This is a genomic window from Mycobacterium sp. B14F4, assembly GCF_039871645.1.
Taxonomy (GTDB): domain Bacteria; phylum Actinomycetota; class Actinomycetes; order Mycobacteriales; family Mycobacteriaceae; genus Mycobacterium.
Genome location: NZ_JBDPMF010000003.1, coordinates 422,259 through 444,209, shown reverse-complemented (window position 1 = coordinate 444,209; position 21,951 = coordinate 422,259). Strand labels below are relative to the sequence as shown.

Annotated in this window: 8 protein-coding genes; 4 read left to right on the top strand and 4 right to left on the bottom strand. The window is 68.2% G+C overall.

All coding sequences use genetic code 11. The features are described from left to right. Positions 1-25: 25 nt before the first annotated feature. The gene (locus ABGB19_RS11935) at positions 26-1,144 is read right to left on the bottom strand and encodes a TDT family transporter (protein ID WP_347686147.1); all 1,119 of its coding nucleotides are present in this window, start codon (positions 1,142-1,144) and stop codon (positions 26-28) included. Between the two features lie 39 nt (positions 1,145-1,183). On the opposite strand from ABGB19_RS11935, the gene ABGB19_RS11930 reads away from it, so the two are divergent. Beyond that, positions 1,184-2,110 (top strand): TIGR03564 family F420-dependent LLM class oxidoreductase, encoded by a 927-nt coding sequence (locus ABGB19_RS11930; RefSeq protein WP_347686146.1) that lies wholly within the window; start codon positions 1,184-1,186, stop codon positions 2,108-2,110. A gap of 174 nt (positions 2,111-2,284) precedes the next feature. Here ABGB19_RS11930 and ABGB19_RS11925 read toward each other — a convergent pair whose 3' ends face one another. Then, on the bottom strand, positions 2,285-2,917 hold the full coding sequence (locus ABGB19_RS11925) for a DUF1361 domain-containing protein (RefSeq protein WP_347686246.1): 633 nt from the start codon (positions 2,915-2,917) through the stop codon (positions 2,285-2,287). Between the two features lie 107 nt (positions 2,918-3,024). Next, the gene (locus ABGB19_RS11920) at positions 3,025-4,860 is read right to left on the bottom strand and encodes an acyl-CoA dehydrogenase (protein ID WP_347686145.1); all 1,836 of its coding nucleotides are present in this window, start codon (positions 4,858-4,860) and stop codon (positions 3,025-3,027) included. 237 nt (positions 4,861-5,097) lie between these two features. On the opposite strand from ABGB19_RS11920, the gene ABGB19_RS11915 reads away from it, so the two are divergent. Beyond that, a complete protein-coding gene (locus tag ABGB19_RS11915; RefSeq protein ID WP_347686144.1) occupies positions 5,098-6,180 on the top strand; it encodes a dihydrodipicolinate reductase in 1,083 nt (360 codons plus the stop codon). 88 nt (positions 6,181-6,268) lie between these two features. Here the strand turns inward: ABGB19_RS11915 and ABGB19_RS11910 are convergent, their stop codons facing one another. After that, positions 6,269-17,257 carry a type I polyketide synthase gene (locus tag ABGB19_RS11910; protein ID WP_347686143.1) on the bottom strand — a complete coding sequence of 3,663 codons (10,989 nt, stop codon included), beginning with the start codon at positions 17,255-17,257 and terminating at the stop codon, positions 6,269-6,271. 234 nt (positions 17,258-17,491) lie between these two features. Between ABGB19_RS11910 and ABGB19_RS11905 the strand changes: the two genes are divergently transcribed. Next, positions 17,492-18,913, top strand: a complete 1,422-nt coding sequence (locus ABGB19_RS11905) for a condensation domain-containing protein (RefSeq protein ID WP_347686142.1) — start codon at positions 17,492-17,494, stop codon at positions 18,911-18,913. Between the two features lie 27 nt (positions 18,914-18,940). Beyond that, positions 18,941-21,946, top strand: coding sequence for an RND family transporter (locus ABGB19_RS11900; RefSeq protein ID WP_347686141.1), 3,006 nt, complete (start codon positions 18,941-18,943; stop codon positions 21,944-21,946). Positions 21,947-21,951: the final 5 nt, after the last annotated feature.

The window sequence follows — 21,951 nt, the reverse complement described above, 5'->3', positions numbered from 1 at the left end:
ACGGGGCTCTTAACGTTTCGGCACGCTAACCTTCCGGCGGCGGATCCTTCCTCGCCTTGACCGGCCCGACCGGCGCGGGTGCGAACAGGCTCCCACCGACGCTGCCCCGCGCGGTGCGCACGGCCACCAGTGTCCAGGTGCCCAGCAGGGCGACGTAGGCGATGGCGGCGGCGACCCGGAACGCCGGCAGGCCGGTGTGGTTGGCCAGCTGTGTGGTGCCCGTCACGAACGTCCCCACCGGGAAGGTCAGGCTCCACCACGTCAGCGCGAACGGCATGCCGCGGCGCAGCGTGCGCAGGGTCAGCTCGGTCGCCAGCACGATCCACAGCACCGCGAATCCCCACACCGGCACCCCGAACAAGACCGCGAAGACGTTCATGGCCGAGGCCAGCTCGGGTGGCACCGCCCCGGCGGCGTGCGCGCCGAGCAGGCCCGCCGCGGTGATGCCCTGACCGAGTGGGCCCAGCACGATCCAGAGCGTCGGCACCCGAGCGGTGCCCGAGGTCCCGTACAGGGCCAACCGGCTCCAGATCATCGTGATGATGATCAGCGCGGCGATCAGCGACAGCCCGAACATCGCATAGCAGCCGTACAGCATCGTGGCGCGCCCGGTTCCCGGCGCCATGTGGGGGATCAGCAACGCGCCGGACGCGGCCGAGACCATCGGCGGTACGACGGGCATCAGCCACCCGCCGAACGCCGCGTCCGGTTCGACGTTGAGCTGGGTGAACATCAGGAACGGAATCGTCGCCGCGGTGAACAACCCGCCGATCGTGCCCGCCGTCCACAGCACCCACGCCAGGTCCACGGCCATCCGTTCACCGATCAGGTCCTTGCCGATCAGCAGCGCACCGGACCCGACGGTCAGAAGCGCCATGGGTGCGGCCCCGTAGAAGTGGGTCATCTGCGGGTTGCGGGCGTGGCTGCGCGCCACCACGGGGTGCCGGACGCGTTGGGCGGTCACCGCGACGATCAGCACCACGAGCAGCGCCGCGGCGAACACCCACACCACCCGCGAGAAGACATGCAGGCCGACAACGTGCACGGGCAGCGTGGCGCCGGCCGTCGCGACGATGCCGGTGCCCATCACCGAGGCGAACCAGTTGGGCCCGAGGTGTTGTAGCCGCGCCAGCTCGCTCGTCATCGGCTCAGTATGTTCGCTTCGTCGTGCTTCGATGGACGCATGCAGATCAGCCTGAGCATCGTCGGACTCAATGTCGGAGGTCCCTCGCCGGTCGACGCACTGGTCGGCAATCTCGCCAAGCTGCGCGACGAGGGCTTCCGCAGGATCTGGATGGCCCAGCTGCCCTACGACGCCGACCTCCCCATCGCGCTCGGGATTGCGCTGCGGGAGGTCGACGGCATCGAGGTGGGGTCGGGTGTCATCCCGATTCAGGTGCAGCACCCCATGCAATTGGCTCAGCGTGCGCTCACACTCTCTCTGATCGGCGGTGGGCGCTTCGCTCTCGGTATCGGGATGAGTCATCGGATGGTCGTCGAAGGTGTCTGGGGTGCGTCGTGGGACAAGCCCGTGCGCCAGATGCGCGAGTATCTCGACGGCCTGCAGCCGCTGCTGGCCGGGCGGGCGGCCGACGCGTCGGGCGACTTCTGGACGACGCGGGGTTCGCTGCAGATTCCCGGTGCGCCGGCGCCGGATGTGTACCTCGCCGCGCTCGGTCCGCAGATGCTTCGGCTGGCCGGCCGCCGCACCAGGGGAACGCTGACCTGGATGACCGGACCCCGAACACTCGCTGAGCATGTGGTGCCGACACTGCGCGGGGCGGCGGCCGAGGCGGGCCGCGCCGAAAGCGATGTGCGCGTGGCGGCTTCGCTGCCGGTCAGTGTGACCGACGACGTCGACGGAGCGCGCCGACAAGCCGCCGAGGAGTTCGCGATCTACGGAACGTTGCCCTCATACCGGGCGATGCTGGACCGCGAGGGGTACGCCGGACCCGAGGACGCGGCGATCATCGGGGATGAGCAGACGGTGTCCGAGCGTCTCGACGAGTTGAGCGCGGCGTGCGTGGACGAGTTCACCGCCTCGGTCTTCGACTCCTCGCCGGAAGGCCGGGCGCGCACCCGCGCGCTGCTGCTGACGAAACAGACCTGAGCGGCCGAAATCACCTCTGGTGCGACGCCGTTCACCGGCGTACGATCGATCGCACGACGGGTTCGGGAGTGACTGATCCGAAGAGTCGGCAAGGGTTGAAAGCCGACCGCGCGAGACTAATGTGACGCACCTGGTGTCCTCCCGAACCCGCCCTTTTTGTTCTGGGGCCGGTCTTTACTTGAATTCCTGAATCGACCAGACGGTCAGGTATGCCAGCCCGAAAAACGCCGCGACGGCGATCGCCACTCCGGTGGACGTGGTGTCGGCGAACGGGGACCGGACCCACTCCAAGGTCGATTCGACGACGGCGTCCGGCCGGGTGACCAGATCCCAGGAGTTCCAGCGCTGAAACCGGCCGATGACCACCCCGACCGCACACAGCCCGACCGACACGACCACCGTCGACCACCCGGCCACGGCGCCGAAGTCGCGTTCGATGCGCCCGTGCACCAGTCGCATCGACACCACCCCGAGGATGATGCCCGTCCAGGCGGCGAATCCGTACTGCAGCACGTGACGCCAGAGTTCGTAGCCCTCCCCGAGGTGCACCAGGTCGGTCACCAGGTACGGCGCGTTCGGCAGGAACGCCAGCCAGCCCAGGCCCAACGGCAGCAGCCACAGACGTCGGCGCACCGCTGCGAACGCGGCGGCGACGAACATCGGAGTCCACGCGAGGAACAGATTCCACACCAGGAACTTCGTCGGGTAGTACCGGGACGCCGTCGGATCGGTGATTCCCAGGACCAGCGTCAGCAGGGTCGTCGCGAGCAGCGAGACACTCAGGACGACGACGCGCGACGCCGGAATCATCCGTCCAGTTTGCCCAACGGCCGGCGAGGTGCGGGTGACGCAGAAACGCAAAACGCCCCCGGGAAGAGACCGGGGGCGTTTTGGTCGGAGGTCGGCGAGAAAGCTTAGAACGCCGCCTCGTCCAGTTCCATCACCTCGTTGTCGAGGTTCTCGACGACACTGCGGGTGCTGGTGAGCAGCGGCAGGAAGTTCTTCGCGAAGAACGACGCGACCGCGACCTTGCCCTCGTAGAAGGACTTGTCCTCACCGGTGACACCGCCGTCGAGCGCCTCGATGGCCACCGCGGCCTGCTGGGCCAGCAGCCAGCCGATGACCAGGTCGCCGACGTTCATCAGGAAGCGCACGGAACCGAGGCCCACCTTGTACAGCTCGGCGGGGTTCTCCTGCGCGGCCATCAGGTAGCCGGTCAGCGTCGCGGCCATGCCCTGGACGTCCTCCAGCGCGGTGGCCAGCAGGGCGCGCTCGGCCTTCAGCCGGCCGTTGCCCGACTCGTTGCGGACGAACTGCTCGATCTGGCCCGCCACGTGCGCCAGCGCCTGGCCCTTGTCGCGGACGATCTTGCGGAAGAAGAAGTCCTGCGCCTGGATGGCCGTGGTGCCCTCGTACAGCGAGTCGATCTTGGCGTCGCGGATGTACTGCTCGATCGGGTAGTCCTGCAGGAAGCCGGACCCACCGAAGGTCTGCAGCGACTCGGTGAGCTTGGCATAAGCCTGCTCCGAGCCGACACCCTTGACGATCGGCAGCAGCAGGTCGTTGACCCGGACCGACAGCTCGCCGTCGATACCGTGCACGGCCTCGGCGACCGCCTTGTCCTGGTACGTCGAGGTGTAGAGGTACAGCGCGCGCAGACCCTCGGCGTAGGCCTTCTGGGTCATCAGCGAGCGACGCACGTCGGGGTGGTGCGTGATGGTCACGCGCGGCGCGGTCTTGTCGGTCATCTGCGTCATGTCGGCGCCCTGCACGCGCTCCTTGGCGTACTCGAGGGCGTTGAGATAACCGGTCGACAGCGTGGCGATCGCCTTGGTGCCCACCATCATTCGCGCCTGCTCGATCACGTCGAACATCTGCGCGATGCCGTTGTGCACCTCGCCGACCAGCCAGCCCTTGGCGGGCACGCCGTGCTGGCCGAAGGTCAGCTCACAGGTGGCCGAGACCTTCAGGCCCATCTTGTGCTCGACGTTGGTGACGAAGACGCCGTTGCGCTCGCCGATCTCACCGGTCTCGAAGTCGAAGAGGAACTTCGGCACGAAGAACAGCGACAGACCCTTGGTGCCCGGACCGGCGCCCTCGGGGCGGGCCAGCACCAGGTGGAAGATGTTCTCGAAGAGATCGTCGGAGTCGGCCGATGTGATGAAGCGCTTCACGCCGTCGATGTGCCACGAGCCGTCGTCCTGCTTGACGGCCTTGGTGCGGCCCGCGCCGACGTCGGAGCCGGCATCGGGCTCGGTGAGCACCATGGTGGCGCCCCAGCCGCGCTCCGCGGCGAGGACGGCCCACTTCTTCTGCTCCTCGGTGGCCTGCTTGTAGAAGATGCTGGCGAACCCGGGGCCGCCGGCGTACATCCAGGTGGCCGGGTTGGCGCCGAGCAGGTGCTCGTGCAGCGCCCACACCAACGCGCGGGGCATCGGCATACCGCCGAGCTCCTCTTCGATGCCGACCCGGTCCCAGCCGCCGTCGGTGACGGCGCGCACGGACTTCTTGAACGACTCGGGCAGCGTCACCGAGTGGGTCTTGGGATCGAACACCGGGGGGTTGCGGTCGCCATCGGCGAACGACTCCGCGATCGGCCCCTCGGCCAGGCGGGCCATCTCGGCGAGCATCTCCTTGGCGGTGTCGGCGTCCAGATCGGCGTAGTCGCCCGCGCCGAGCGCCTTGTCAACGCCGAAGACCTCGAACAGGTTGAATACCTGGTCACGGACGTTGCTCTTATAGTGGCTCACAGTTCCTCCTCGGTGAGATAGCCACTTGTGGTTGGGTACTCGGGATAAGTTACCCACCAGTAACTGTCTCGAATAATACCCATCAGTAACTTCAACTCAAACCTGCCGCGAGCAATTTCCGCGGGCGCACTGACCGGCTGGTTGGTCGACCAGCCAAATCTGCAGTTGACACCCGTCTGAGCAGCGGCTTCGCCCCGCTGTGAGAATCGTCACGCCAACGCCGGATAGGGTGTGCCGATGCTTCGTGTCGCGGTCTGGGGGACGGGGAACATGGGGGCGACGGCCATCCGGTCGACGGTGGCCTTTCCGGGCCTACAGCTCTCGGGTGTCATCACGTCGTCGCCGGACAAGCACGGACGCGACGCGGCCTCGTTCGCCGGGCTCGACGTGGCCACCGGCGTCGAGGCCACCACGGACATCGATATCGCGCTGGCCGGCTGCGACGCCGTGGCCTACATGGCCTCCGGCGACATCCGTCCCGACGAGGCGGTCGACGACATCGAGCGCTGCCTGCGCGCCGGCAAGCACGTCGTGACGCCGTCGCTGTATTCGCTCTACGACCCCCGCTCGGCACCCCCGGAATGGGTGGACCGGCTCGCTCACGCCGCCGAGGAGGGTTCGGCCACGCTGCTGGTCAGCGGCGTCGATCCCGGCTGGGGCAACGACGCGCTCGCGGTCATCGCCGCGGGGTTGTGCACCAGGATCAAGACCATCCGCTGCCAGGAGATCTTCGACTACTCCACCTACAACCAGCCCGAGGCGGTGCGGCTGCGCTGCGGTTTTGGGGGGTCCATGGAGGAGGTGCCGATGATGCTGCTGCCGTCCGTCCCGACGATGGTGTGGGGCGGCAACATCCGGCTCGTCGGGCGCGGCCTGGGCATCGAGATCGACGAGATCACCGAGGAAGTGGAGCGCCGCCCGCTCGAGGAGTCCGTCGACACCGTGATGGGCCGCTTCGAGAAGGGCACGCAGGGCGCGTTCTGGTTGAAGGTCATCGGCAAGTCGGGTGGCCGCGAACGCATAGTCATCGACCACATCACCCGCATCCACGTGTCGTGCGCGCCGGACTGGCCGTATCCCGACGAGGGCGTGGGTGACCATCGGGTGATCGTCGACGGCGACCCCCGGCTGACGATCACGACACGCGCCGACGTGCCCGGCGGCACCAGGGCCGACGGCGGCAACACGACCGCGGCCAACCGCCTGCTCGGTGCGCTCGACTGGCTGGCTCGCCAGAAGCCCGGCATCTACGACGGCCTCGACGTGCCACTGCAGACGGCGCTCGCACCCGAGGTGCAGCGGGCGCGCTGGGCCGACTGAGGTTTCTCCTGCGCGAGCGCACAGTCTTGTACGGCCTCGCACGCATTTCCCCAGGAGGGGCTGTACACAGCCGAGCGTTCGCCGGCGGTCAGTCGGACTGCGCGTCGGTTGCCGGCGTTTCCGCGTCGGGCAGCTGACCCACGAGATACTCGGCGAGCCCGCCGATGGTCGGATAGTCGAACACCGCGGTCGCGTTGATCGTGAACGCGCCGCCGAACTGACTGTGCAACCGGTTGCGGAGTTCGATCGCCATCAGTGAATCCGTCCCCAGGTCCAGGAACCGGCTCGTTGCGGCGGGCGGTTGGGCCAGTCGCAGGAAGTTCTGCACCTCGCGCTGCAGGAACTCGGTCACGAAACCGACGCGCTGCGGCACCGGAATCTCCTGCAGCTGCCGGAGCAACTCACTGTCACCGGTTGCCTCCCCGGCCGCACTCGGCAACACCAGGTCGAGAATCGGTGGACGGGCAGCGCCCAACAACTTCGCGGCGCGCTGCCAGTTGGCTTTGATGACGGTTGCCTGCCCGGCGCCGTTCGCGACGACCTCGGCGAGCGCGCCCAATGCGGCCGAGGGCTCCAGGGGCACCAGGCCCTGGGCATTGAGGTTGTTGCGTGCGGCTTCCGAGGAGGCCATGCCGCCATCGGCCCAGGGACCGAAGTTGACGCCGGTGGCAGGCAGGCCGCGCGCTCGTCTCTGCGCGACGAGCCCGTCGAGCAGCGCGTTGGCCGTCGCATAGTTGGCCTGACCGGGTGAACCGAACACGCTGGACACCGAGGAGGACACCAGGAAGAAGTCCAGCTCGTCGTCCTTGGTCAGGCGGTCCAGATGGTAGGCGCCGAATCCCTTGGGCGCCAGTGTGGTTCGGAACCGTTCCAGGCTCTGCTGGGAGAGCAGCGCATCGTCGAGCACGCCGGCCAGATGTGCAACTCCGGCCAGCGGCGGCAACTCCGTGCGGATCCGCTCCAGCAGCGCCGCGACTTCGGACTCGTCGCCGACGTCGGCTCTGAACACGTGAATGCGGGACTTGTAGCGCTCGGCGACCTCCTCGATGGCCCGTTGCGCGTCCGCATCCGGCGCACGGCGGCTGGTCAAAACGAGGTCACCGGCGCCGAGTTGCGCCAGATATGCCGCGGTGTGCAGACCGATCGCACCCAGTCCACCAGTGATCAGATAGCTCCGATCGGGCCGCGGCTGCAGCGGATTGGGCATCTGCAGCACGATCTTGCCGATGTGCCGCGCCTGCTGCATGCGGCGGAACGCGGCCCTCGCCTCGGTCAGCGGGTAGATCTCGGCGGGCAGCGGTGCCCACTCGCCCGTGCCCAGCCCGTCCGACACTTCACCCAGCAAGCCACGAATGCGCTCGGGCTCGCAGAGGGTCACCGTGTCCAGCGCGACGATCTCGTAGGCGATGTCGGGACGGGCCGCCGCCATCTGCTCATGAGTCCAGATGTCACGCTTGGCGATCTCGGCGAACCGGCCGTTCTGGGCGGTGGCCCGGACCGTCGCTTCGACGAACCCCTCGTTGGTCAGGCTGTTGAGCACCACGTCCACGCCGGCGCCGTCGGTGTCCGCGAGGATCTGGTCGGCGAAATCCGTAGTGCGCGAATCGTAGACGTACTTGACGCCCATCCTGTGCAGCGTCGCGCGCTTGTAGGTGCTGGCGGTCGCGAAGACGACGGCGCCGTGCTGCTGCGCCATCTGGATGGCGGCCAGTCCGACGCCGCCGCTGGCGGCGTGGATGAGCACGCGATCACCGGGTTGCAACTGCGCCCAGTCGAACGCGAGCCGGGCGGTGAGCGCGGCCGCGGGAATGGTGGCCGCGGCTACCGGGCTCAGCCCGTCGGGCACCGGGGCCACCAACTGCGCAGGCACGTTGAACCGGCTGGAGAACGCGCCCTGCATGAAGCCGTAGACGCGCTGACCCACCTCGAGTCCGCTGACACCGCCGCCCAGTTGTGTGACGACGCCGGCGAAGTCCCCGCCGATCGGTCCGGGGTCGCCCGGGTAGAGGCCGAGGACGTTGAGCACATCCCGGAAATTCAGACCCGCGGCCTCCACCCGGACCTGCACGTAACCCTCGTCCGGCGCCGGCACGTCCGCCTCGGTCAGACGCAGGTTGTCGATCGCTCCGCGTTCGGTGGGCGCCAGGACGTAGTCGCCTCCGCGCGGCACCGTCAGATGACCGCTGCGTGCCCATGGCAGCAACCGTGAGGCCAGCAGCTTTCCTTGGCGCAGAGCCAGTTCGGGTTCCTCGACGGGGGTGGCCAGCAGATCGGCCAGCGCCTGCACAGCCTCTGGCGAACCGTCGCAGTCGACCAGCCTGCAGCGCAGTGCCGGTTCCTCGTTGATCGTGGTGCGCCCGAATCCCCACAGCGCCGCCTGGCCCGGGTCGACCGGCTCCCCGGACTCGGTGGCCACGGCTCCCTCGGTGACGATCCAGAGACCATTCGGAAGTTTCACGGTGCCGTTCTGCACGCCGCGTTGCACGGCGTGCACGGCGCCGAGCAGGTTGGCGATTTCGGCTTCGACCCGCGCGGCGACGTCGGCGCCTGCCTCATGTGCGCTCGGCGCTGCCGCGCGCCAGACGACGCCGGAGAACGGCAGGCCGCGCTCGTGGGCGTCGGCCAACAGCTGTCCCAACGGCTCCGTATCGGCGTTCCGGTCGAACGGGATGCAACCCGGCACGGCGGCGGCCAACTCGTCGAATCCGGCGATCAGCCAGGTGCCGTTACCGGCGGCCCCGGCGTCACCGCTCGACGCCGGCAGCGGCACCTCGTGCCAGCCCAGGGTGTAGAGCAGCCGGGTGGCATCCCCGCCGAGGCCGCGCAGCAGGGCCTCACGGGGTGCGCGTTTGACCGTGAACTCGCGAATGCCGCCGAGGTGGCGGCCATCCCGGCTGACGAAATCGAGGTCGAACGTTTGGGTTTCGCTCGTCAGCTCGCTGCTGTGCCACCTCGCGCGGCAGTAGAACCGTCGAGGCATCCGCTCGCGCAGCGTCACTTGGCCGTACCGCAACGGCAGGAACAGATCGCTCACGCCCTGTTCGGCCGCGAGGAGTGCCGGGAACGCCGGGAAGGCGACGCCGGTGCACAGGTCCATCAGCACCGGGTGCATCGGTTCGCTTCCGAGGTGTTCGGCGAGTTCTTCGCCGACGACGACGTCGCCGATCGCCTCACCCTCGCCGAGCCACAGCGACTTCAGGGAGCCGGACCAGGTCGGCCCCCATGCCAGCTCCATATCGGCGAAGGTCTCGAACAACTCCTGTGGGCGCATCCGGTTGCACCGCTCGATCGCCTCGTCGACCGGATCTTCCTGCGGTGCCGGTTCGTCAGGATCGGTGCCGCTGCTGACACCGCTGACCACGGTGCCGTCGGCGTTCAGCGACCAGTCGGCGCCCCGTTCCCCGTACGGCCGGCTGTGTACCTGAAAACCCCACTCGCCCTCGCTCTCCCGTGGATGCAACGTCAGCTGCACCTCGCGGGAACTCTTCTCGGGCAGAATGATCGGCTCGTAGAAGAAGACGTCCTTCACCCGCGCCGGCGGACCGACCGCGGCCAGCGCCATCGCGGCATACGTCGCCCCGGGTACGACAACGGTGCCGTAGATGACGTGGTCGCACAGCCAAGGCTGCGACTTCACCGACAGCCTGCTGGTGTAGACGGTGTCGCCGGAGGCGAGGTCCTTCGCGCTACCCAGGATCCCGGAGACAGCGGCACCCACACCTCCTTCCACGGCCATGCCTGCCGTCCTCGGCCAGAAGCGCCGGCGCTGGAAGGGATATGTCGGCAGTTCGAGAGTGCGACGCGGACGGCGCTGCGGCGCAGCGAAATCGGGTCGGTGGCCGCCTACGTAGGCCGCGGCCAGCGCATCGGCGATCTGGCGCCGGTCGCCGACACCCCTGCGCAGCGACACGATCGCCCGCGGCGCGGCCACGTGCTCCGGCCAGACCTGCACCGCGGCGCCCGTCAACACCGGTTGCGGACCGATCTCCATCAGCACCGAGCAGCCCAGCGCCGCCACCGTGCGCACACTTTCGGCGAATTGCACCGGCTGACGGGAATGCCGCCGCCAATAGTGCGCGTCGAGCGGTGACTGGGCGGTGAGCACGGCGCCGGTGCGGTTGCAAACCAGCGGCAAGGTCGGGGCAGCGATTTCGACCTGTGCTGCGTACGACTCGAACTCGTCGAGCACCGGGTCGAGCAGTTCCGAGTGGAAGGCGTGGCTGGTCTCCAGCCAGGTGCAGCGGATCCCCTCGTTAGCCAGTCGGCCGACGATCTGCTCCAGATCCTCCCCAGGACCCGACAGCACGGTGTTGGGTCCGTTGTAGGCGCCGACCGACACTCGCGGGGACTCGCCGGCGATCTGCTCGACGTGCTTGGCGTCGGCGAAGATCGCCACCATCCGCCCGCCTTCGGGCAGGCTGCCGAACAGCCGGCCGCGTTCGGCCATCAGCCGTGCGCCGTCCTCGAGGCTGAAGACGCCGGCCACACATGCCGCCGCGTACTGGCCCACGCTGTGCCCCAGCACCACGTCGGGTTCTATGCCCCACGACTGCCACAGCCGGGCCAGACCCATCTCGACGGCGAACAGCGCCGGCTGCGCAAACGACGTGTGCCGCAACCGTTCTCCGGTCTCCCGATCGCCGGCGAACAGCACCTCCAGCAACGGGTGCGCCACGATGTCCTTGACCGCGTCCGCGCACCGCGTGACGGTCTCGGCGAAAACCGGCTCAGCGTCGAACAACTCACGCGCCATCCCCGGATACTGGCTGCCCTGCCCGGTGAACAACCACGCCGTCGTCGGGTGGTGCGTGTGCTCGCCACGCACGACACCGGGGCGGGTGCGGTTCTGGACGAGGTCGGCCAGACCCTGACGGGCCCCCTCGACCGAATCCACGACCATCGCGGCGCGATGCTCGAAATGCGAACGGCCCGTCCCGGCGGTGAGGCACACGTCGGCGAGGTCGGCATCGGGGTGCACGCTCAGCCAGGAGTCATAGCGCTGCGCCAAGGCCACCAGCGCTTCCGGTGATCGCGCGGACAGCGGAAGCACATGGACGGGCCGCGCATCGGTGTCCGGTTCCTCACCGGCGATCGCCGACGGCGCCTCTTCGATCAGGATGTGGGCGTTGGTGCCGGTGAACCCGAAGGAGCTCACGCCGGCGCGCCGGGGCCTGCCGTTGGCGCGCCACGGAACCGCCTTGTCCACGACCTGCACCGGCAGCGAGTCCCACGGAATGTGCGGCGACGGCGTGTCGAAGTGCAGGCTCTGCGGCAGCAGCTCGTGCTGCAGCGACAACACGACCTTGATCAGACCTGCTGCCCCGGAGGCCGATTCGGTGTGACCGATGTTGGTCTTCACCGATCCCATCAGCAGCGGTCGGTCCGCGTCACGCGAGTCGTCGTAGGCGGCTGCGGCCGCCTGGACCTCGATCGGATCGCCCAGCGGGGTGCCCGTTCCGTGCGCCTCGAGGTAGTCGACATCCCCACCGGTCAGACCGGCGCGGGCCAGGGCGGCCTCGATAAGCCGTTGCTGCGCACCGCCATTGGGCACCGTCAAACCGCTGGAGGCGCCGTCCTGGTTGACTGCGCTGCCGGGAATGACGGCCAGGATTCGGTCGCCGTCGCGTACCGCGTCGCTCTGCCTCTTGAGTACCAGGATGCCGCAGCCTTCGCTGCGCACGTAGCCGTCGGCGGAGGCGTCGAAGGTCTTGCATCGCCCGACGGGGGAGAGCATCCTGGCGCGCGAAGCGGCGATCACCGTCACCGGGCTCAGCAGCACGTTCACCCCGCCGGCCAGCGCCATGTCGCAGTCCCCGGTGCGCAACGCCAGACAGGCCTGATGAACGGCCACCAGCGCCGAGCTGCATGCGGTGTCGACCGCCACCGCGGGTCCTTCGAGTCCGAGGGCGAAGGCGACCCGGCCGGCGATGGCGTTGAGGGCATTGCCGGTGATGAAGTAGGGCTCGATCTTGTCGACCGACTGCGACGACAACAGGTGCGCATACTCGTTGGCGGCCACCCCGGCGAAGATGCCGGTTCGGCTGCCGCGCAGCGCGGATGGCGCGTAACCAGCCCGTTCGAGACCTTCCCAGACCGTTTCGAGCATCAGCCGTTGCTGCGGCTCGATCCAGACGGCCTCGCGCGGGGAGATGCCGAAGAACTCGGGATCGAATCCGTCGATCTCGTCGAGGAATCCGCCGTAACGCGTGTAGGTCTTCCCCGGGGTCTCCGGGTCCGGGTCGTAGAACTCGTCGATGTCGAACCGGTCCTCCGGGACTTCCCGGATCGCGTCGACCCCGCCGGACAGCAGCTCCCAGAATGCTTCCGGGTCGGGCGCGCCGGGGAAGCGGCACGACACCGCGACGATCGCGATCGGTTCGTCCGTGCGCATCGTCGCCGCCATGGCCGGCTGTCTCCCGGAGGTGGCCTGCTCGGCCAGCCCGAGCACCTCGCCGAGCAGGTAGTCGGCCGCGTCGGACAGCCGGGGGTGATCCATCACCAGGGTGACGGGAATCTCCTTGCCCACTCCCTGCTCGATACGGCGCCGCAGCTCGACGGCCATCAGCGAATCCATGCCGAGGTCGAAGAACCCGGCGTCCTCGCGGATCTCCGCGGCGTCCACGCGCGTCACCTCTGCCACGGCGTCGCGCAAGTAGCCGGTGAGAAGCCGCTTGCGCTGCTGCAGCGGAGCTCCTGCGAGCCGCTCCACCAGCTGGGTCTTCCCGGACGGCGTCGCAGCGGACGCCGCCGACGCCGACTGGGCGGGCACCTCGCGTTCCAATTCCGTCAGGAATGCACGCCTGCCCGCCTGCTGGTAGAGCGGGAGGAAGCGGGCCCAGTCGATCCGGGCCACCACTGCCTGCCCGGCGCCCAGTGCCTCAGAAGCGGACATGGCATCGGCCAGACCCGCGAGCGCATCGGCGGGTGCCAACGCCCGGACTCCGCGCTGGTCCAGCCGCGCACGGGCCTCCGCGTCGGCCATTCCCGCCGACCAGGGACCGAAGTTGACGCTGATCGCGGGAATGCCCTGCTCGCGCAAGCGCCAGGCCAGCCCGTCGAGGAACGCGTTCGCCGCGCCGTAGGCGCTCTGACCGAATCCGCCCCAGACCGAGGCGATCGACGAGGTACTGACGAAGAAGTCGAGCGCCAGGTCGGCGGCCGCCTCGCTCAGATGCCAGGCACCCCAGACCTTTCCAGCGAAGACGCGGTCCACGTCGGCGTCGTCCAGGCTGGCCAGCGGTGTGGTGCCGATCTCGCCGGCAGCATGGACGATGCCGGCCAGGGGCGGTAGCTCGGCCTGCATGCCCGCCAACAAGCGTGCGACGTCGTGCGCATCGGCGATGTCGGCGGAGATGACGCGAATTTCGCAACCGTGCCGTTCGCCCAGCGCGTCGATGCGTTGCTGGGCGGTGTCGCTCGGCGCGCGCCTGCTGGTCAGCACCAGATGGCCGGCGCCGTTTTCGGCCAGCTGTCCGGCGATCTCCAGTCCTATCGATCCCAGCCCGCCGGTCACCAGATACGTTGCGTCAGAGCGCAGTTCCAGCGGTGCAACACTGGGCTGCCCGGCACGCCGAGTGAGCCGGGGGACGTAGACCGCCCCGCCGCGCAGCGCGATCTGGTCCTCGGTGATGTCGGGGCCGCGCGGCGCGGTGATCTCGTCGATGAACCGAGACCACTCGTCGGCGGTGCCTTCGGCCAGATCCGCCAGTCCGCCCCACACCTGCGGAAGCTCCAGCGACGCGGCACGGCCGAATCCCCACAGGCAACTCTGTTCCGGCGCAACGGGGTCCGAGTCGGTGATGCGCTGTGCGCCACGGGTCACCATCCAGATGGGGACCCGCACCTCGGCGGCCGACGCGGCGCGGAACAGCCGCCGTGTCGCGCCCAGGACTCGGTGTTGCATCCGCAGCAGCGACTGCATCGACGGTGCGGATCCCTCGAGGGCCGCGACATTTACGATGCGCAGCACCGAATCATCTTCTGCCGCAGTGCGTATCGCATCGGCGAGCTCTGCCTCGTCCGCGTCGTTCACCGGCAACCCGATGATCCGGTGCCGGTGGCCGCGTGCATCCAGCACGTCGATCAGAGATCGGACCGGATCGGTGTCGTCGCCGACGAGGATCCAGGTGGATCCCGCGCCGGCATCCGCGCCGGCAGGTGCAGCGGTGGTCTTCTCCCAGCGGATCTCGTAGCGGTCGTCCGCGATGGAGCGAGTCGTACGCTGCTGGTTGTGTTGTGCCGCGAGCTTGGTCAGCACATTGCGGGTCTGCTCGTCGTCGCTCACCCCCTCGAGGAGGGCCGCGAGCTCCGCGATCCGGCCGTCCTCGAGGAGGCGGACGGCCTCGGTACGCGGGCCCCGGTCGTCATCCCGGTTCTCGGTCGGGTGCTCCACCCGGTTGTCCCGGAACCAGTACTCGCGATGCTCGAACGGATAGGGCGGCAGGTCGAGCTTTCGCGCGCCGGCGTGCCGAAACGCCTCGAACTCGGGCAGGTGCCCCAGAACATAGGCGTCGGCAACGGCTTCGGTGATCTGCCGGTGATCGGCGGTGTTACGCCGCATCGATGCGATCGCGCGCGGCGCGGTGGCCGGGTCGGGCCACGCCCCCAGCGCCGCCGCGGTGAGCACCGGTCGCGGGCCGATCTCCAGCAGCACCCTGCAGTTCAGTTCGGCAAGGGTGCGCACGCTCTTGGCGAACTCCACCGGCTGGCGTGCGTGACGACGCCAGTATGCGCCATCGAGCTGCACGCTTCTCCCGAGCGCGGCGCCGGTGCGGTTGTCAATCAAGATACGTTGTGGTGCACGGAAATCGAACTGCTGCGCATACGACTCGAAATCGTCGAGAATCGGGTCCAGCAGCGCCGAGTGGAACGCGTGACTGGTGTCGAGCCAGTCACAGCGGACACCGTCGGCCGCCAATGCAGCCACCGCCCTCTCCAGATCCTCTGCGGGTCCGGACAATACGGTGTTGGCCCCGTTGTAGGCGGCGACCGACAGGCTCGGGAACCCATCGGTTAGGTTCTCGGCACGCTCGGCGGCGGTGAACACCGCAACCATCCGGCCGCCCGCAGGCAGGCTGCCGAAGAGGCGGCCACGTTCGGCCATCAGCCGAGCGCCGTCCGCGAGTCCGAACACTCCCGCGACGCAGGCCGCCGAGTACTGGCCGACGCTGTGGCCCAGCACCACGTCGGGCTCGAAGCCCCACGACTGCCAGAGGCGGGCCAGGCCCATCTCGACCGCGAACAACGCGGGCTGCGCGTAGCGGGTCTGCCGCAAGGTCTCTTCGCCTTCGGGGTCGTCCACATCGAAGATCACGTCGAGCAAGGGCTTTTCGAGAACATCGGCGACCGCAGCCGCGCACCGCTTCATCGTCTCGGCGAACACCGGCTCGGTCTCGAACAGCTCCTGGGCCATGCCGGCGTACTGGCTGCCCTGGCCGGTGAACAGCCACGCCGTCTTCGGTGTGTCGTGGGATTCGCCGCGAACCAGGCCGGGGGCCGGGCGATCGTCCGCGAGGGCGGCGAGCAGTTCGACGGCCGACTCCTTCGAATCGGCCACCAGGGCGGCCCGGTGCTCGAGGTGCGCCCGCGCCGCGCCTGCGGTGAAGCAGACGTCGGCCAAGGTGGCGTCCGGGTGCGCGGTCAACCAGCCGCGGTACCGGTCGGCGAGCTGGACCAGGGCGGCAGGTGTCCGCGCCGAGAGTGGCAGCAGACTGAACTGCCGCTGTTCGATCGGACTCGCCTCGGGTTGCGGTGCTTGGGCGGGCGCTTCTTCGAGGATGACGTGCGCGTTGGTCCCGGCGAACCCGAACGAGCTCACCCCTGCGATCCGGGGACGGCCGTTGCGCTCCCAGGGCAGGGTCTCCTTCACCACCTCTATCGGGAGCCGGTCCCAGGGAATGTGCGGCGATGGGTTCTCGAAGTTGAGGTGCTTCGGCAGGGCCTCGTGCTCGAGCGACAGGATGACCTTGATGACGCCCGCGATCCCCGCGGCCGCTTCCAGGTGACCGATGTTCGTCTTCGCCGAGCCGATCAGCAGCGGTTGGTCGGGTGCTCTTCCGGCGCCGAACACCGCGCCTGCGGCCTGGGCCTCGATCGGGTCGCCCAGCGATGTCCCGGTGCCGTGCGCTTCGAGATATCCGACCGCGCCGGGTTCGACGTCGGCGCGCATCAGCGCATCGGCGATAACCCGTTGCTGGGCCACGCCGTTCGGCACGGTCAACCCGCCGGATGCGCCGTCCTGGTTGACCGCACTGCCGCGGATCACGGCCCGGATCCGGTCACCGTCGCGAATCGCGTCCTCGAGGCGCTTGATGACGATGACGCCGCAGCCCTCGCCGCGCACGTAGCCGTCCGCGGCCGCGTCGAACGTCTTGCACCGGCCGTCGGGCGCGAGCATGCGCGCGCTGGAGAACGTGATCATGGTCGCCGGTGTGAGCAGGACATTCGCACCGCCGGCCAGCGCGAGGTCGCACTCCCCCAAGCGGAGCGCCTGGCACGCCTGATGGATTGCCACCAGCGACGAGCTGCACGCCGTGTCGACGGCGACCGCTGGACCCTGCAACCCCAACCGATAGCTGATCCGGCCCGCAGCTGCGGCATTCGACGTCCCGATGGCCATGTAGGCCTCGATCTCGGGATACGTCAGCTCGTCGGAGACCATTCCCAGGTAGTCGTGGGTGGCCAACCCCACGAACACGCCGGTGTTGGTGTTGGCCAGCGCCGTGGGCGCGGTGCCCGAATGTTCGACCGCTCGCCACGCCGTCTCCAGCAGGAGCCGGTGCTGCGGGTCCATCAGCCTGGCCTCGCGCGTCGACATACCGAAGAACGGCGCGTCGAATCCCGTCGCCTCCTCGACGAAACCGGCACGACGGGTCACGACCTTGCCGGGTGTACCAGGTTCCGGGTCGAAGAATTCGTCGGCATTCCAGCGGTCCCCGGGCACCTCCGATATCGCGTCGCGCCCCTCGCGCAGCAGGTCCCAGAACTCATCGGCGTCCCGGGCGCCTGGAAATCTCGCCGCGTAGCCGACGATTGCATAGCGAGTGGCCGGCTCGTTCGGATGTGCGGCGGATCCCATGCCGTTGTTGTCCTCCCTTGCACCGGCGGTCAGATGACATGCGGGAGACATGTTGCGCCCGGAAATAATTCCCCGACGCACACTATGGCAGAAGGACCTGCGCTACGCGCGTTGCCGCTACCCGGGGTTCGACCGGCGCCGAGCGGCTGCGCAAGAAGCCGGAGTATGTTGATCCGGCAACGGCAGATACCGGATCCGGAGCCGCCTCAGCGGGTTGGACGGGGAGGACCAAGTTTGCGCATCGGCAAGATCACGGTGGGCGCACTCGATGAATGGTCGCTGAATCCGGGCTCTGTCACCTCCTGGCATCCGACCGCCGCCGCTGCCGAACGGGCGCGACAAGCGCAGGTCAGTCCGGTGCCGGTCAGCTACATGCAGCGCCAGCATCTGCGGAATTACTGCGAGCGCAGCGCCGCGGGACTGAATTTCTCCCGGCAGATCATCGCCAGCTGTGAGGTGCCCGGTCAGTGCGATATCGCGGCCATGGACCACGCCGTGAACGCATATCTACGACGGCACGACACGTTCCGCAGCTGGTTCGAACACACCGGTGCCGGAGAGTTCGTCCGGCATGCCATCGATGACCCCTCCGACATCGAATTCGTGCCGGTCGATCACGGCGACATGAGCGTCGAGCGGATACGCGCTCATGTCGTGGCCATCCCCAGTCCGTTGGAGTGGGGCTGCTTCACCTTCGGAATAATCCAGAACGACGGCCACTTCACGTTCTTCGCCGCCATGGATCACGTCCACGGGGACGCGACATTGATCGGCACGACAATGCTGGAAGCGAACGGAATGTATTCGGCGTTGAGCGGTGGCGGCGAGGCCCTCGCGCTTCCCGATGCCGGCAGCTTCGACGATTTCTGTGTCCGCGAGCGCGAACGCACATCGGAATTGACCGTGGATTCGCCCGAAGTGCGGGCCTGGATCGAATTCGCCGAGAGCAGCGGCGGCGGTTTTCCCGAATTTCCGCTTCCGCTGGGCAATCCGCTGGATTCGACCAGTAGTGGCATGACCTCTGAGGTCTTGATGGACCCCGCTCAGACGGAACGATTCGAAGCGGCCTGCGCGGCGGCCGGTGCCCGCTTCGTCGGCGGTTTGTTCGCCTGCCTCGCCCAGGTGGAGCACGAGCTGACGGGAGCTCTCACGTACCACGGGCTGACCCCGAGGGATTCCCGCGCCGCGACGGACAACTTCATGACGCAGGGGTGGTTCACCGGCCTCGTTCCGATCACCGTGCCGATCGGCGCGGCCTCGTTCGGCGATGCCGCCTGGGCGGCGCAGGCGTCGTTCGACTCGAACCTGAACATGGCCAAGGTGCCGTATTACCGCGTGCTGGAGTTGGCGCCCTGGCTGAGCTGGCCGCGGCCGAATTTTCCGGTGTCGAATTTCTTTCACGCCGGCGCCGCTCCGCTCAACGCCGTTCTCGCCGCCGCCGATCTGGGCCTCGCGGACAATATCGGGATTTACCCCGACGGCCGGTATTCCTACCAACTGACGATCTACATATTCCGATACGGCGAAGGCACGGTGATGGCGATCATGCATCCGGAGAATCCGGTCGCCAGGAAGTCGGTGTCGCGCTACATGAAGGCGATGAAGTCGGTTTCCGTGCTGGTCGCCGACAGCGGGCACTGGGGGCTCGTCGCATAGCGTGGGGGTAGTACGGGTGAGGGCGATATGCGCCGGCTAGCCGATGTCGTGGTGCGGTGGCCCTGGGCGGTGATCGGGGTTTGGGTCGCGATGGTGATCGCCCTGCCGTTGTCGTTTCCGTCGCTCGGCGAGATGGCGCAGAAGCATCCGCTCGAGATCCTGCCGGGCGATGCGCCGTCGAGTGTCACCGCCGAGAAGATGGCCCGAGCCTTCCAGGAACCGGGTTCGGACAATCTCCTCGTCATCGCGCTCATCAACGAAGACGGGCTCACGCCCGCCGACGAGGCCACCTACCGCAAGCTCGTGGACGCCGTGCACGACGACGTCACCGATGTCGTCTCGGTGCAGGATTTCGTCAGCACCCCCCAACTGCGGCCGTTCCTGACGAGCGAGGACAAGACGACCTGGGTGCTGCCGGTCAGCCTCGAGGGTGAGCTGGGCACGCCGCGCGCCTACGAGTCGTTCAACCGGGTCGCCGACATCGTCAGACACCACGTCCCCGCGACCGACGGCTCGCTGACGGTGCATGTCACCGGCCCCGCGGCCACCGTCGCGGATCTCACCGTCGCCGGCGAACAGGATCGGCTGCCCATCGAGATCGCGATCGCCGTGCTGGTTCTCGCCGTGCTGTTGCTGGTGTACCGCAGCGCGGTGACGATGCTGCTGCCGTTGGTCACGATCGGATCGTCGCTGCTGATCGCGCAGGCCGTGGTGGCCGGATACTCCGCGCTGACCGGTGCGGGTGTCTCGAATCAGTCCATCGTGTTCCTGAGCGCGATCATGGCCGGGGCCGGAACGGATTACGCGGTCTTCCTGATCAGCCGCTATCACGACTATCTGCGGTCGGGCGACGGTTACGACCATGCGGTCAAGGCGGCGATGATCTCGATCGGCAAGGTCATCACCGCATCCGCCGCCACGGTCGGCCTGACGTTCCTGCTGCTGAGCTTCGCGAAGATGGGCGTGTTCAAGACAGTCGGGGTGTCGTCGGCGATCGGCATCGGCATCGCTTTCCTCGCCGGAGTGACCCTGCTCCCGGCGATTCTGGTGCTCGCCGGACCGCGCGGCTGGGTCAAACCGCGGCGCGAGCTGACCGCCCGGTTCTGGAGGCGTTCCGGTGTGCGCATCGTGCGCCGGCCGGTGCCCCATCTCGTCGGCAGCCTGCTCGTGTTGGCGCTGCTGGCCGGTATCGCGGTCTTCGCGCGCTACAACTACGACGATCGCAAGGTCGTCCCGGCGTCGGCGCCGAGTTCGGTCGGGTACGCCGCGCTGGAGCGCCATTTCCCGGTCAGCCGGTCCATCCCCGAATACATCCTGGTGCAGTCGCCGCACGATTTGCGCACGCCGCGGGCCCTCGCCGACCTGGAGCAGATGGCCTCGCGCGTCGCGCAGCTGCCGGACGTCGGTCTGGTCAGCGGCATCACCCGGCCCCTCGGCGAGGTACCACCCGAGTTCCGGGCCACCTACCAGGCGGGCATCGTCGGTACCCGGCTGGCCGACGGCTCCGCCCAGATCGGTCAACGCACCGGCGACCTCAATCGGTTGACCGACGGGGCCACCACGCTGGCGGAGAGCCTCGCCGACGTGCGCGGTCAGATCAACACGATCGCGCCCAGCATCCAGGATCTGGTCGACACGTTCTCGTCGGTGCGCACCGAGTACGGCGGCGACAAGCTGGTGCGCGACGTCGAAACCGCGGCCAAGCTCGTCGCCAGTATCAACGCGCTCGGCAACTCCATGGGCGTGAACTTCCGCGCCGTCAAGGACATGTTCGCCTGGATCGGCCCGGTTCTCGCGGCGCTTCAGGGCAATGCGGTCTGCGACGCCAACCCCTCCTGCGTCGACACCCGCTTGCAGTTCCAGCGGCTCGTCGCCGCGCGGGACGACGGGAGCCTCGACGAGATCAACGGTCTGGCACAGGAACTCCAGGGCGTCGAAGACAGGCAGACCCTCAACGAGGCGGTGGCCAAGCTCAACTCCGCGATGTCGAACGTGACCAAGGCGGTCAACGCGATGGGCCTCGACCGGCCCGGTGGCCCGCAGGCGGGCCTGGCCGAACTGCAGCAAGGCGCCAACCGCCTGGCCAACGGAAGCCGAGAAGTGGCAGGCGGGGTGGATGAACTCGTCAATCAGGTCAAGGTGATCGCCGCCGGGCTCAACGAGGCGTCGACGTTCCTGCTGACGATGAGGGACGACGCCGCGGACCCGTCGCAGGCGGGGTTCAACATTCCGGCCGAAGTGTTCAACCTGCCGGACTTCCAGAAGGCGGGTGAGGCCTACATCTCGCCGGACGGCCGCTCGGTGCGATACCTGGTGCAGACGAAGCTCAACCCGTTCAGCAGCGAGGCGATGGATCAGGTCGGTGAGATCTCTGACGTCGCCCGCGGCGCCCAGCCGAACACCACGCTGGCCGACGCGACGATCTCGATGGGCGGGTTCCCGGTCGCGCTCCGCGACACGCGGGACTACTACCAGCAGGACATCCGGTTCATCATCGCCGCGACCCTCATCGTGGTGCTGTTGATCTTGATGGTGCTGCTGCGTGCGGTCATCGCACCCCTGTACCTGGTCGGTTCCGTGGTGATCTCCTACTTCGCGGCCATCGGTATCGGCGTTCTGACGTTCCAACTGATCCTCGGTGAGGAATTGCATTGGAGCGTGCCGCCATTGGCCTTCGTGGTGTTGGTCGCCGTGGGCGCCGACTACAACATGCTCTTCGTGTCGCGACTGCAGGACGAATCTCCGCGCAGCGTGCGTTACGGCGTCATCCGGACCCTGGGTTCCACGGGTGGCGTGATCACCGCCGCGGGGCTGATCTTCGCCGCCTCCATGGGCGGGCTGTTGTTCTCGAGCATCGGCATCGTGGTCCAGGGCGGTTTCGTGATCGGGGTGGGGATCCTGCTGGACACCTTCGTGGTGCGTACCATCACGGTGCCCGCCATCGCTGCGCTGGTCGGTCGGGCGAACTGGTGGCCGTCGCGGACGGCTGACGCTGCCCCCGCCGACCGTCTCCGAGCGATCTCGACGAGCTGATATGG

Bases quoted from the DNA above. Each gene is read 5' to 3' on its own strand.
- ABGB19_RS11935 (WP_347686147.1), bottom strand. From the start codon at position 1,144: ATGACGAGCGAGCTGGCGCGGCTACAACACCTCGGGCCCAACTGGTTC.
- ABGB19_RS11930 (WP_347686146.1), top strand. From the start codon at position 1,184: ATGCAGATCAGCCTGAGCATCGTCGGACTCAATGTCGGAGGTCCCTCG.
- ABGB19_RS11915 (WP_347686144.1), top strand. From the start codon at position 5,098: ATGCTTCGTGTCGCGGTCTGGGGGACGGGGAACATGGGGGCGACGGCC.
- ABGB19_RS11910 (WP_347686143.1), bottom strand. From the start codon at position 17,257: ATGGGATCCGCCGCACATCCGAACGAGCCGGCCACTCGCTATGCAATC.
- ABGB19_RS11900 (WP_347686141.1), top strand. From the start codon at position 18,941: ATGCGCCGGCTAGCCGATGTCGTGGTGCGGTGGCCCTGGGCGGTGATC.